The sequence below is a fragment of the Bradyrhizobium sp. USDA 4516 genome (assembly GCF_054055915.1).
On the sequence record NZ_JBSRXT010000001.1, the window covers coordinates 255,862 to 269,296 of the forward strand.

10 protein-coding genes and 1 pseudogene are annotated in these 13,435 nt (G+C 65.6%); 1 reads left to right on the forward strand and 10 read right to left on the reverse strand.

The annotated features are described in order from the left end of the window. Window positions 1-60: 60 nt before the first annotated feature. Window positions 61-2,211 carry an NAD-dependent DNA ligase LigA gene (gene ligA / locus ACVI1L_RS01230; protein WP_456782081.1) on the reverse strand — a complete coding sequence of 717 codons (2,151 nt, stop codon included), beginning with the start codon at window positions 2,209-2,211 and terminating at the stop codon, window positions 61-63. Between the two features lie 124 nt (window positions 2,212-2,335). Here ligA and ACVI1L_RS01235 point away from each other — a divergent pair, with 124 nt between their 5' ends. Continuing rightward, window positions 2,336-2,623, forward strand: a complete 288-nt coding sequence (locus ACVI1L_RS01235; protein WP_057015104.1) for a GIY-YIG nuclease family protein — start codon at window positions 2,336-2,338, stop codon at window positions 2,621-2,623. 95 nt (window positions 2,624-2,718) lie between these two features. Here the strand turns inward: ACVI1L_RS01235 and recN are convergent, their stop codons facing one another. The 9 genes and pseudogenes from recN to murB all read right to left on the reverse strand — a co-directional run bounded on the left by recN (window position 2,719) and on the right by murB (window position 13,435). Beyond that, entirely contained in the window at window positions 2,719-4,392 is a 1,674-nt protein-coding gene (gene recN / locus ACVI1L_RS01240; RefSeq protein ID WP_168858440.1) for a DNA repair protein RecN, read from the reverse strand. A gap of 13 nt (window positions 4,393-4,405) precedes the next feature. Next, complete coding sequence (locus ACVI1L_RS01245; protein WP_456782082.1) at window positions 4,406-5,314, reverse strand: outer membrane protein assembly factor BamD; 909 nt, start codon at window positions 5,312-5,314, stop codon at window positions 4,406-4,408. A 258-nt stretch (window positions 5,315-5,572) separates the two neighbouring features. After that, complete coding sequence (gene lpxC, locus ACVI1L_RS01250; RefSeq protein WP_168858441.1) at window positions 5,573-6,535, reverse strand: UDP-3-O-acyl-N-acetylglucosamine deacetylase; 963 nt, start codon at window positions 6,533-6,535, stop codon at window positions 5,573-5,575. A 349-nt stretch (window positions 6,536-6,884) separates the two neighbouring features. After that, window positions 6,885-8,675 (reverse strand): cell division protein FtsZ, encoded by a 1,791-nt coding sequence (gene ftsZ, locus ACVI1L_RS01255; protein WP_057015002.1) that lies wholly within the window; start codon window positions 8,673-8,675, stop codon window positions 6,885-6,887. Window positions 8,676-8,764: 89 nt separating this feature from the next. Further along, window positions 8,765-10,081, reverse strand: a complete 1,317-nt coding sequence (ftsA, locus tag ACVI1L_RS01260; protein ID WP_028332543.1) for a cell division protein FtsA — start codon at window positions 10,079-10,081, stop codon at window positions 8,765-8,767. Then, a complete protein-coding gene (locus ACVI1L_RS01265; RefSeq protein WP_456782083.1) occupies window positions 10,078-11,088 on the reverse strand; it encodes a cell division protein FtsQ/DivIB in 1,011 nt (336 codons plus the stop codon). The genes ftsA and ACVI1L_RS01265 overlap by 4 nt, the downstream gene beginning before the upstream one ends. Continuing rightward, window positions 11,028-11,322 (reverse strand): annotated as a pseudogene (locus ACVI1L_RS01270) (D-alanine--D-alanine ligase); the annotation flags it as partial. The pseudogene ACVI1L_RS01270 and the gene ACVI1L_RS01265, both read right to left, overlap by 61 nt. Before the next feature lie 98 nt (window positions 11,323-11,420). Then, window positions 11,421-12,407 (reverse strand): D-alanine--D-alanine ligase family protein, encoded by a 987-nt coding sequence (locus ACVI1L_RS01275; protein WP_057015000.1) that lies wholly within the window; start codon window positions 12,405-12,407, stop codon window positions 11,421-11,423. A gap of 107 nt (window positions 12,408-12,514) precedes the next feature. After that, the gene (murB, locus tag ACVI1L_RS01280; RefSeq protein WP_057015103.1) at window positions 12,515-13,435 is read right to left on the reverse strand and encodes a UDP-N-acetylmuramate dehydrogenase; all 921 of its coding nucleotides are present in this window, start codon (window positions 13,433-13,435) and stop codon (window positions 12,515-12,517) included.

Genomic DNA, 13,435 nt, shown 5'->3' on the forward strand with positions numbered 1-13,435 from the left:
AACCCGGAATCCCCAGATTCCGGGTTCGCCTCTTCGAGGCGCCCCGGAATTACGGACATCCTACTCCCCGATCAGCTTCAGCCACTCGTCCTCGGTCAGCACCTGGACGCCGTGCTTCTGCGCTTCGGCAAGCTTCGAGCCGGCGCCCGGCCCCGCGACGACGTAGTCGGTCTTCTTCGACACCGAACCGGCCGCCTTGGCGCCCAGCCGTTCGGCGGTCGCCTTGGCCTCGTCGCGCGTCATCTTTTCGAGCGATCCGGTGAACACCACGGTCTTGCCGGCGACCGCCGAATTGCTCTTCGGCTTCTCGGCGTCGATGATCTCGTCGAGCTCTCCGGTCAGCCGCTCGACGATGCCGCGATTGTGGCTCTCGCCGAAATAGTCGGCGATGCTCTTGATCACGGTGTCGCCGATCTGGTCGAGCGCATCCATCTCCGCCATCGCTTCCTCGTCGCCCTTGGCGACCTTGAGGCAGGCATCGTGGAACGCGTCCCAGGAGCCATAGCCGCGCGCCAGTGCCAGCGCGGTGGTCTCGCCGACATGGCGCATGCCGAGCGCGTAGATGAAGCGTTCCAGGCCAATCCTGCGCCGGCTGTCGATCGCGGCGAACAGATTGCGCACCGAGGTCTCGCCGTAGCCTTCGATGTCCTCGAGCTTCAGCTTCGCGTTGCGCTTTTGCAGCGTGAAGATATCAGCCGGCTCCTTGACCCATCCCTCGTCGAAGAAATATTGCAACTGCTTCACGCCGAGACCGTCGATGTCGAAGGCGCGGCGCGACACGAACAGAATGAGGTGTTCGACCTTCTGGAACGGACAGGCGAACTCGCCGGTGCAGCGGGCGCGCGAGCCCTCCTCGCCGGCCGCAGTCTCCTCGCGCACCACGTCGGTGTGCAGCGGGCACGGGCACTTCTTTGGGAAGTGGAATTCCTTCGCGCTCTTCGGCCGCTTGTCGATCACGACGTCGACGACCTGCGGGATCACGTCGCCGGCGCGCTGGATCACCACGGTGTCGCCGATCCTGATGTCGCGCCCCTCGCGCAGCACCTCGCCCTTGTTGCCGATGCCCTTGATGTAGTCCTCATTGTGCAGCGTGACGTTCTGCACGATCACGCCGCCGACACCGACCGGCTCGAGCTTGCCGACCGGCGTGAATGAGCCGGTGCGCCCGACCTGGATCTCGATGTCGCGCAAAACCGTCATGGCGCGCTCGGCCGGGAATTTGTGCGCGATCGCCCAGCGCGGCGTGCGCGACACGAAGCCGAGCCGCTCCTGCCAGTCGATGCGATCGACCTTGTAGACGACGCCGTCGATGTCGTAGTCGAGCTCGGCGCGCTGCTCCTCGATCTTGCGATGGAAGGCGATCAGCTCCTCGACCGAGTGGCACAGCTTGGTCAGCGGATTGGTCTTGAAGCCGCACCGCTCGAACCAGTGGATCATGCCGGTCTGGGTATCCTCCGGCAGCGCGCTCATCTCGCCCCAGGCATAGGCGAAGAAGCCGAGCGGCCGCGAGGCAGTGATTGTGGGATCCTTCTGCCGCAGCGAGCCGGCCGCCGAATTGCGCGGATTGGCGAAGATGGTGTCGCCGGCCGCCTTCTGCCGCTCGTTGAGCGCGAGGAACGCCTTCTTGGTCATATAGACCTCGCCGCGCACCTCGCAAATGTCGGGCACGTTGCGGCCCTTCAGCTTCTGCGGCACGTCCTCGAGCGTGCGGATGTTGGCGGTGACGTCCTCGCCCTCGGCGCCGTCGCCGCGGGTTGCCGCGGTGACGAGTTCGCCGCCCTCGTAGCGCAGCGACATCGAGAGCCCGTCGATCTTCGGCTCGGCCGAGAAATCGATCTTGTCATCCGGCAGCTTGAGGAAGCGCGTGATGCGCCCGACGAAATCGACCACGTCGGCTTCCGCGAACGCGTTGTCGAGCGACAGCATCGGCAGCGAATGACGAACCTTCCGGAAGCGCCCCGACGGCGCGGCGCCGACCTTCTGCGACGGCGATTCCGCGGTGACGAATTCAGGGAAGCGCTTCTCGATCGCATTGTAGCGCTGCCGCAGCGCGTCGTATTCGGCGTCGGTGACGCTCGGCGCATCGTCCTGATAGTAGCGCTTGTCGTGACCTTCGAGCTCGAGCGCAAGGCGCATCAACTCGACCTTGGCCTGGGCCTTGGTGAGCTTGTCGACGTCGGAGAGTTCTTTCTTTTTTGCTGCTTTAGCCATGCGACGGGCGCGCTATAGTTTTTCGTCATTCCGGGGCGGTCCGTCAGGACCGAACCCGGAATCTCGAGATTCCGGGTTCGATGCTTCGCATCGCCCCGGAATGACTGTGTGGGAAATGGGGCTCATGTCGTACTACGTGTACATTCTAGCAAGTCGACGAGACGGAGCAATCTATGTTGGGATCACCAACGATCTCGTGCGGCGGGTCTACGAACATCGAATGAAGGCCGTCCCAGGCTTCACGTCCAAATACAACATCACGCAGCTGGTTTGGTTCGAAATCTACGACGACCCGATCTCCGCGATATCACGCGAGAAGGAGCTCAAGAAGTGGAAGCGAGCGTGGAAGACGCAATTGATCGAAGCGAGCAATCCGCAGTGGAATGACTTGTACGAGTCGATCTGTACCTGAGGTGGTCATTCCGGGGCATCGCGCAGCGATGAACCCGGAATCTCGAGATTGCGGGTTCGATGCTTCGCATCGCCCCGGAATGACGAGGGGAGAGATTACGCTGTCGCCGCCCGGAGCAGCCGTTCCGCGGCCGCCCTCGCCTCCGCGGTGATCTCGGCGCCGGCCAGCATGCGCGCGATCTCCTCGCGGCGGTGGTCGGCGGCGAGCGCGTTGACGCGGGTGGCGACCCGCTTGCCCTTGTCGAGCGCATCCTTGGAGATCAGGAGATGCTGGCTGGCGCGGGCCGCGACCTGCGGCGCGTGCGTCACCGCCATCACCTGCACCTTGCCGGCAAGGCGCGCCAGCCGCGAGCCGATCGCATCGGCCACCGCGCCGCCGACGCCGGTGTCGATTTCGTCGAACACCAAGGTCGGCGCCGAGCCGCGATCGGCCAGCACGACCTTCAGCGCCAGCAGGAAGCGCGACAGTTCGCCGCCGGAGGCGACCTTCATCATCGGCCCCGGCTTGGTGCCCGGATTGGTCTGCACCCAGAACTCGACACGGTCGATGCCCTGCGGCCCCGGCGCGGCCGCGTTGCTGTCGACCTGGGTCATGAACTTCGCGCGCTCGAGCTTGAGCGGCGCAAGCTCGGCGTTGACGGCCTTGTTGAGCTTCTCGGCGGCCTTGGTGCGCGCCGCCGACAGTTTGGCGGCAGCTGCCGCATAGCGCTTGTCGGCTTCACCGGCGGCCGCTTCCAGCTTCTTCAGCTGGTCGGCGCCGGCATCGATCAGCGCGACGTCGCCGGCATATTGCGCCGCCAGCGCGGCCAGCAGATCGACCGGCGTCGAATATTTACGCGAGGCCGCGCGCAGCGCGAACAGCCGCTCCTCGATGCGCTCCAGCTCGGCCGGATCGAAATCGGTCGCCGCCAGCGCGGCGTTGAGATGCTGGTCGGCCTCTTCCAGCGCGTTGATCGCAATATCGATCGCCTTGACCGCGGGCTCGATCAGCGCGGGCGCATTGGCGGCGCGCCGCTCCAGCCGCCGTACCGCGGCCGACAGCGACACCACCGGCGAATGCGAGCCGCCGATCGCCTCCTGCGCCTCGCGCAGATCGGTTGCGATCTTCTCGCCCTGCATCATGGTGGTGCGGCGACCCGCGAGCTCGGTCTCCTCGCCTTCCTTCGGCGCCAGCGTCTTCAATTCCTGCGAGGCATGGCGCAGATAGTCCGCCTCGCGCGCGGCGCGCTCCATGCCGGCGCGATGCTCGTCGAGATCGGCATTGGCGGTCCGCCTGATATCCCACAGCGCTTCCAGCGCCGCGACGTCCTTCTCGTGTCCGGCGAAGGCGTCGAGCAGCTGGCGATGGGTGGAGGCGTCGACCAGCGCGCGCTCGTCATGCTGACCGTGGATCTCGACCAGCGCGGCACCGACCGCCTTCAGGGTCTGCACACTGATCGCCTGATCGTTGATGAAGGCGCGGGTGCGGCCATCGGCGAGCTGCACGCGGCGCAGGATCATCTCACCGGTGTCGTCGAGGCCGTTCTCGGCCAGGATCCCGGCCGCCGGATGCCCCTTCGGGACGTCGAACATGGCGGTGACCTGCCCCTGTTCGGCGCCGTGGCGCACCAGTCCGGCATCGCCGCGGCCGCCGAGCGCCAGCGCAAAAGCATCGAGCAGGATGGATTTGCCTGCGCCGGTTTCGCCGGTCAGCACCGCGAGGCCACGGGAAAATTCGATATCGAGCCGTTCGATCAGGACGATGTCACGGATCGACAGACGCGCCAGCATGCGAGGACAATTCCTAGCCGAGACCTATCTTCTTGAAGGTCCTGCTGATCCAGGATCCCTGATTCTCGCTCGGCTCGAGACCGCCGGACTTTACTAGATTATATGCGTCCTTGTACCAGCGGCTGTCTGGAAAATTGTGGCCCAGCACCGCGGCCGCGGTCTGCGCCTCGCCGGCGATGCCGATCGCCATGTAGGCCTCGGTGAGGCGGTACAGCGCCTCCTCGACGTGGCGCGTGGTCTGGTACTGCGTGACCACGGTCTTGAAGCGGTTGATCGCGGCGGTGAAGTCGCGCTTGCCCATGTAATAGCGCCCGACCGCCATTTCCTTGCCGGCGAGCTGGTCTCGCGCAGCCTGGATCTTGGACTTGGCCTGGGTGGCGTATTCCGAGGTCGGATATTTGCGGACCACCTCTTCGAGCGCCGCGATCGCCTTCTCGGTGCGGCTCTGGTCGCGCGAGATGTCCGGGATCTGGTCGAAATGCGATGCCGCGATCAGGTACTGGGCGTAGGACGCGTCCGGGCTGCCGGGATGCAGCGTGACGTAGCGGGTGGCAGAGCCAATGCAGCTGTCGTAGTCGCCCGCCTGGTAGAACGAATAGGCCGACATCAAGAGCGACTTGCGCGCCCAGTCGGAATAGGGATGCTGACGGTCGACTTCCTCGAACTTCTTCGAGGCGGCCTTCAGGTCCTTCTTCTCGTTCATCATGTACAAGCCCTCATTGTAGAGCTTGTCCGCGGGCTCATCGACGAACGTGTCGTCCTTGGCCATGAACTTGTCCCACAGCGCGCCGGTGCCGCAGCCGCTGAGCGGCATGGCCAGCACGATCAGCCCCGCCGCAAAACGCAGCGTGCGCGCGGCCTTGGTCAGGCCGGAGATGTCAGAAGAATTGCGTGATTCGAGCGCCATACGCATTGCCGACATGGATTTTAGAACCTGACGCCTTTGATGCGGTTAACGGCGACCCCACTCCACCCATGAACCGCGGTCATGGATGCAATATTTCCAGTGCCTTGACTGCCGTTACCCGCAACCGCAGGCCTGCTTAGCCGAAAAATGACCGTGGACCAACCGAATACGGAGCCATTCCGCCGGGAATAAGGCGACCCGGCGAAGCTCACAGCCTGCTGTGGCTATTACGGAAATTGGGCCCGACCGGCCAGGCGATCAGGACTTGGGCGATCAGGACACGTCCGGGCCATAGGCCGGCGCAACGAGGCCGCCCACGGTACCTGCGCCGGCTTCGACATGGCCACGGGCCGGCCGCCGAGCCGTCTCCGATTCGACCACCCGCCAAGCGCTGCGGTCGGCGAGCAGCGCCTTCAGCACCGCGTTGTTGAGCTTGTGGCCGCCCCGTACCGAACGGTAGCTGCCGAGCAGCGGCAGGCCGGCCAGCGCCAGATCGCCGATCACGTCGAGCACCTTGTGGCGGGCGCATTCGTCGGCGTAGCGCAGGCCCTCGGCGTTGAGCAGACGGGCCTCGTCGAACACCACGGTGTTGTCGAAAGACGCGCCGAGCGCGAAGCCTGCGCCCCACAGCCGCGCCACGTCGCTCATGCAGCCGAACGTGCGGGCCCGTGCGACCTCGCGGCGGAAACCTTCCGGCGACAGATCGAAGGTGAAGGTCTGGCGACCAATCACCTGGTTGGTGAAATCGATCTCGACTTCGGTGCGGAACCCGCCGGCGAACGGACGCAGCTCGCCAACCGATTCGCCGATCTTGACCTGCACCGGCTTCAAAACCTGGATGAAGCGGCGGACGCCGGGCTGGGTCACAATGCCGGCCTGATCGATGGCCGCGACGAACGCCGCAGCGCTGCCGTCCATGATCGGAACTTCGGCGCCGTCGACTTCGATGGTGGCGTTGTCGACGCCCATGCCGCGCAGCGCCGCGAGCACGTGCTCGGCGGTGGAAACCAGCGGCCCTTCGCGGTCACCCAGCACCGTCGCGAACTCGGTCGCGATCACCGCATCGGCGGTGGCCACGACTTCACGGTCGGAACCGTCGAGACCGGTGCGGACAAAAATAAAACCCGCATCAACAGGTGCAGGTCCCATGGTGAGACTGACAGGAAGACCGGAATGAACGCCTACGCCAGTCACGGTGGCTTGCGACCGAAGCGTTGTTTGACGGCTGAACTTCATTCGATAATGCCCACTACCCGACTTCACTCAATTCAAGTGGCCAATTTCCCCAAGGCCGACTCGCTTGAGCTCCCCAAGTCACGGCAGACCATAGTCACGGCCCTAAACCGCGCCAACTCACGCTTCTTTACCGATTGTTACCCCATCTCCGCCGCATTCACGCCCAAGGTAAACCAAACTACGGCAGCGAAAGCGGTCCTCGGCGATGCGCCATCTGACCACCGAAAGAATAATTAATCATTTAAAATCAGTTGCTTGTTCATCCGGCGCGATCGCCTGCCCGCGACAAGGAAAAGGCCCCGGCGGTTCCCCGCCGAGGCCTTCTTCGTGGCCAAGATTGTAACAAACTTCAGTTTGCCTGCCGGCGCAGGAAGGCCGGGATATCAAGATGGTCGTCGCCCTGTGGCGCTGGGGCAACAGGTGCCTGGCGGCCATGAGCGTCCAGACCCTGCGGCGCAGGGCGCTTTGCATATTCGGATACCGGCGATTCGTTCGCCGAAATCTGCTGGGCGACGCTGCGGGCCGGCTTGCGCTCGGGCAGTGGCGGCATCGTCGGCATGGCCGGACCGGAGGAACGGGCCGCGATCGGCGGCTCGGTCTCCTCGTCGCGGCGGCCGAGGCCGACATTGGCCAACCGCTGCAGCAGCGACAGGCGGGTCTTCTGCGGGTGTTCCGGTTCGCCGTCACCGCTGGCCTGGCGGATTTCGGCCTGCGCCGGCATCGGCAGATCCTCGAACTTCGGCATCCGCGGAGCACGGACCGGCGACCGTTCCGCCGCCTGCGGGATGAAGGTCTCGGGCGGCATCGGCTCATGCTGCTCGGCCCGGGCGGCCTCGTGGTCCGGGAACAGCGAGGGCTTCTGGGCAATCGGCCGCACGGTGACGTCACCGTAGGAGGCCGGCTGCATCGGCGCCTGGGCGGCCGGCGCGCTGTCGGGAGCAACCGCGGCGGCGATCGCCGCGAGCGCGGCGCGCTCGACGGCCGGACGCTGCTGCTGGCCGGCCGGAGCCGCAATCGGGGCGACCGTCACGCCGGTCGGCGGTTCCAGCTTCTGGGCACGCTCGGCCATGCGCTGATTGTCGGCACGCAAGCGGGCGGTCAGATCGGCCAGCCGGCTTTCCGGCGAACCGCCCGACTGCTGCGCGGCGGGAGCCTGGGCTCGGGAGGCGATCGCGGCCTGCTCGATACCAGTTGCGACCACCGAGACGCGAATGACGCCGTCGAGCGATTCGTCGAAGGTGGCGCCGACGATGATGTTGGCGTCGGCGTCGACTTCTTCGCGGATGCGGGTGGCAGCTTCGTCGACCTCGAACAGGGTCAGGTCCTTGCCGCCCGTGATCGAGATCAAGAGGCCGCGGGCGCCCTTCATCGAGCTGTCGTCGATCAGCGGGTTGGCGATCGCGGCTTCCGCGGCGGTCAGCGCGCGCTTCTCGCCGGTGGCTTCGCCGGTGCCCATCATCGCCTTGCCCATTTCGCGCATCACGGCGCGCACGTCGGCGAAGTCTAGGTTGATCAGACCTTCCTTGACCATCAGGTCGGTGATGCAGGCGACGCCCGAGTACAGCACCTGGTCGGCCATCGCGAAGGCGTCGGCGAAGGTGGTCTTCTCGTTGGCGACCCGGAACAGGTTCTGGTTCGGAATGATCAGCAGCGTGTCGACCACCTTGTGCAGCTCGGCGATGCCGTGCTCGGCGGTGCGCATCCGGCGCTGACCTTCGAAGTGGAACGGCTTGGTCACCACGCCGACGGTGAGGATTCCCATCTCGCGCGCGGCCTTGGCGATCACGGGTGCAGCACCGGTGCCTGTGCCGCCGCCCATGCCGGCGGTGACGAACACCATGTTGGCGCCGGTGAGGTGATCGCGCAGCTCGTCCATCACCTCCTGCGCGGCCGCAGCGCCGACGTCGGGCTGCGAACCGGCGCCGAGGCCCTGGGTGACCTGGGTGCCCATCTGCACGATGCGCTGCGCCTTCGACATGGTCAGCGCCTGCGCGTCGGTGTTGGCGACGACGAAGTCGACGCCCTGCAACCCGGCGGTGATCATGTTGTTGACGGCATTACCACCCGCGCCGCCGACGCCGAAGACGGTGATCCGCGGTTTCAGCTCGCTGATGTCAGGGGGTGTCAGATTGAGTGCCATGGTTGCCTCTCTCGATTATGCGCGCGTTGGTTCGTCCCGGCCGCTGGCCGCCGGAGCTGGTGAAAATGCAGTGAGCCGGGGTGCGGTCATCAGAAGCCCTCGCGAAGCCATCGTCCGACCTTTCCGAAGTAACCGTCTGTCCCTGTCCTGAGCTGCCGCGTGCGCCGCGGTTCGACATGTTCAAGATGTGCGTATTGCGGATAGACCAGGAGGCCCGTCGGCACCGAGAATGAGGCGCCCTTCGCCTCGTTCGGCAGCCGGCCGAAGCCGAGCGGACGGCCGATGCGGACCTGACGGTTCAGGATGCGGGTGGCAAGCTCGACGGTGCCGGTGAGCTGCGAGGCGCCGCCGCTCAGCACGACGCGCGCCCTCGGCTCTGCCGCAAAGGGGGAATCCGCGAGCCGGTCACGGACCATTTCGAAAATCTCCTCGGCGCGATGCCGGACAATGTTCGCAATCGTGGCGCGGGACACGATTTGCGGTGTCTCCCGATCATCGCCTGCAGTGGGAACGGACATCAGCTCGCGCGAGTCCGAACCGCCGGTCAGCACCGTGCCGTATAAAGTCTTGATTCGCTCGGCATCCGCAATGCACGCGCCGATGCCGCGCGCAAGGTCCATCGTGATGTGTTGTCCGCCCAGCGCAAATCCGGATGCGTGCACGAGACGTCCGCCGGAGTATGTCGCGATCGTGGTCGATCCCGCGCCCATCTCGACGACGGCAGCGCCGAGATCGGCCTCGTCATCGGTCAGCACCGAGAGGCCCGCGACATAGGGGCTCGACGCCATGGCTTCGACGTTGAGATGGCAGCGCTCGACCACCAGCATCAGGTTCTTGGCAACCGTCGCGTCCGACGTCACCACGTTCATGTCGACGCCGAACTGGCGCGCCACCATGCCGCGGGGATCGCGGATGCCCTTGACGCCGTCGAGTGCGTAGCCGACCGGCAGCGCGTGCAGCACGGTGCGGCCCGCGCCGGCGGCGTGGCGCATGCCGGCGGACGTGACGCGGCTGATATCGTCCGAGGTCACCGAGCCGCCGCGGATATCGGCCGCGGCCTCGACCAGCTGGCCGTGCTGCCGGCCGCCGGAGACCGACAGCAGGACGGATTCGACACGGACCTTGGCCATGCGCTCGGCCAGCGCCACCGCGTGGCGTACCGCCTTCTCGCATTCGGCGAGATCGACCACGGAGCCGGCCTTGACGCCGCGCGACTGAATCTGGCTGTAGCCGATCAATTCGACCGCATGGGTGCGTCCGCGCAGCGCCTCGTTCGGCGGCGATGGCCTCAGCCGCGCGATCATGCAGGCGATCTTGCTGGAGCCGACATCGAGCGAAGCCACCATCGCGGTGCGCTTCTGCATCGGGCGGGTCTTCGGGGTCAGGTTGCGATCAAGGCCGGTCATGCGGAGTCACCGGCCTTCTTCTTGGACTTCTTGTCCTTGAACAGTTCGTCGCGCGCCTTGCCGGCGTCCTCCGACAATTGCACGATCAGCCGATCGGGCAGGCGCATGTCGACGGCGACAATGTCGCGCGAGAACAGCTTCTCGTCCTTGTCGAGCCTGGAGAGCGCAGCGAGCGCGTTGCCGACGTCGTTCTCCGGCAGGCGGACGTCGAGACCGTCCTTGAGGCGCAGGTTCCAGCGCCGCTCGCCGACGAAGATCGCGGCCTTGGTCACCGAACGGACCTGCGGATAACGGTCGAGCAGCGCTAGGAAGTCGTGGGCCCTGACGTCGGCGCCCTTGCCGACCACGAGCGGCAGATTGAGGAAGCGGCGCGAGACGTAGGGCTCGAGCACCGCGCCGTCGGAAGCGATCACCGACAGGCGGCCGTTCTGCTGCCACAGCGCGAAGGCGGTGCGCTCGACGATGTCGATCTGCAGCCGGCCCGGATAGAGCTTCAGGATCGTGGCATCCGCGATCCAGGGATTGGCCTTCAGCTTGGCGCGCACGGTGTCGGCGTCGAGGAACAGCAGCGAGGAGCGGCCGTTGACGCCGCCGATCGCGAGCACCTCGTCCTGGCTTAGCTGCTTGCGGCCGTTGATGCCGACGGTGGTGATGCGGAAGCCGGCGGTATTGGCAAGCGCGTTGCGGGCATCGCTGAGCGCGGTGGTGAATTCCTCGACATGACCACCCTTGACGATGCCAAGGCCCAGGCTGCCGAACAGGATCGCGAGCGTCGCGACCAGCCCGATGCGGCGCGGCAGATAGCGTTCGACCATCAGGATGTAGCGGTTCGGCGGCTCGCGATCGATGATGACTTGCGGCCGCTTGGCGGGACGCCGCCTGCGGGGTGCGAGATGGGCGCCGACATACTCGCGCAGCAGCACCGCCGCTCCGATAGCGGCTGCTTTCAGGTCAGCTTGAGGCCCCAGCGATCGTAGCGATCGGGTGAGGCGTCCTGCACCATCCATTGCACGAGCTCGTCACATGTTGCGCCCGCAAACCCCGCGGGTCCCGGCACAAATCACGTCTCGGCTAGACCGGTGGGATTAGAGTGGCCCCCTGTTCCCTGGTTGCGATCCTCGAAGCGGTAATCCGCGACAGCTCACGCCCCGGCAGCCAAGCGCTACATGCGCCGCCAGCGTTAACCTTCGGGCTTCCTGGTAAACAAAGGGTAAATGACTTCGGCCTGGAGCGTGTTTTGATCAACGCTGTGAGTACTTTGCCGCGAACTCGTTAGCATTTTAGCAACAGCGCCCGGGTTCCATCCGGCCGACCAGGGCGGGTTCCCCCCGGCCGGGCATTAACTTCGGACGCGGCGGCGGGCCAGCTCGATCTGGTCGGTGAGGAAGTCGGAAAAGGCGATACCCTGTGCTTTCAAGGCCTTAGGGTACAGTGATGCCGCGGTGAGCCCCGGCAGAGTGTTGGTCTCGAGATAGACCGGGCCATTGGCCGAGACGATGAAATCGCTGCGCGAGTAGCCGGTGCAGGACAGCGCGCGGTGCGCCCGCAGCGCATGGTCCATGATCGCGGCGCTGACCTCGGGCGCGAAGCGGCCAGGACAAATCTCCTGGGTCGACTTCAAAAGGTATTTGGCTGTGTAGTCGAAGGTTCCCTCCCCCGGCACGATCTCGATCGGCGGCAGCGCGAACACGGAGCCGTCGGACTGCTCGAGCACGCCGCAGGTCGCCTCCACGCCCGATACGAACGGCTCGATCAGATACTCTTCATGCTTCGCGGCATTGCGGACCGCGACGAGATCCTGCTTCGCGTTGACGAAGATCAGCCCGTAGCTCGATCCGTCCTTGGCCGGTTTTGCGATCAGCTTGCCGTGTTTCGCAAAGGCGTCATCGATCTGTTCGACATTGATGCCCTGCGGCGCGTTGAGGCCCGCGATCGCGGCGAAGCGCTTGGCCGACGGCTTGTCGAACGCCAGATGCGACGATGCCGAGCCGGAGCCGGTGAACGCGACGCCGCGCATCTCGCACATCGCCTGCAACTCGCCATTCTCGGCGCGGCCGCCGTGCAAACCGAACACCAGCACACGCTGCTCGGCGCTCGCCTTGTCGAGCGCCTGGTCGAGTGCGATGCCGCGACCGTCGGGTTTGAAGTCGACCTCGAACGGACGCGTGTGGCCGAGCAGTTTTTCCGACGTCACCGCGTGCACGGTGTCGTCGACGTCCCAGAACCAGAGATCCGCGTCGGGCAGCGCGCGGTGCAGCGCCTGCGTGCTCGCCACCGAGACCAGACGCTCCTTGTTGGTGCCGCCGAACAGAATGGTCACCTGCATCTTCTTTGCCTGTCTTCGCTGCTTCCGTCATTCCGGGATGGTCCGAAGCACCAGACCGGACTCTCGAGATTCCGGGTTCGATGCTGCGCATCGCCCCGGAATGACGACTACGATGAATTCCCGATCCGCTTGATTTCCCAGTGTAGCTCAATTCCGCTGCTTTGCTTGACCCGTTCACGCACCGTCTCGCCGAGCGTCTCGATGTCGTGCCCGGTAGCGTTGCCGGTGTTGATCAGGAAATTGCAGTGCATCTCTGACACCTGCGCGCCGCCTATTTTGAGGCCGCGACAGCCGGCGGCATCGATCAGCTTCCAGGCGCTGTTGCCGGGCGGATTCTTGAAGGTCGAGCCGCCGGTCTTCTCGCGGATCGGCTGCGCGGTCTCGCGATGGCTCTGCACCTCGTTCATGCGGGCGCGGATCGCCTCAGCATCGGTGATCGTGCCGCGGAAGCGCGCCGAGGTGAACACGATCGACGGATCGGCGCCGCTGTTGCGGTAGACGAACTTCATGTCGGCATTGTCGAACGTATGCTTCGTTCCGTCGCGGCCGATGCCGGTGGCCTCGATCAGCACGTCCTTGGTCTCGCCGCCGTTGGCGCCGGCATTCATGCGCAGCGCGCCGCCGACCGTGCCGGGAATGCCGAAGAAGAATTCCATGCCGCCGATGTCAGCTGACGCAGCCGTCTCGGCGACGCGCTTGTCGAGCGCCGCAGCGCCGGCGGTGACGACATCGCCGGCCGCGCTGGTCTCTCCGAACGCGCGCGGCGCGAGCCGGATCACGACGCCGGGCATGCCGCCATCGCGCACGATCAGATTGGAGCCGACGCCGACGACATAGACCGGCAATTCCTGCGGCAGGCGCTTCAGGAAATATGCGAGGTCATCTTCATCTGCCGGCGTGAACAACACCTGTGCCGGGCCGCCGACGCGAAACCAGGTCAACTCGGCCAGCGACTGGTTCGCCAGCAGCCGCCCGCGCAGCTCCGGCATCGCGGCTTTCAGGTCGGGCGTGATGTCGGGGAAGGTCAC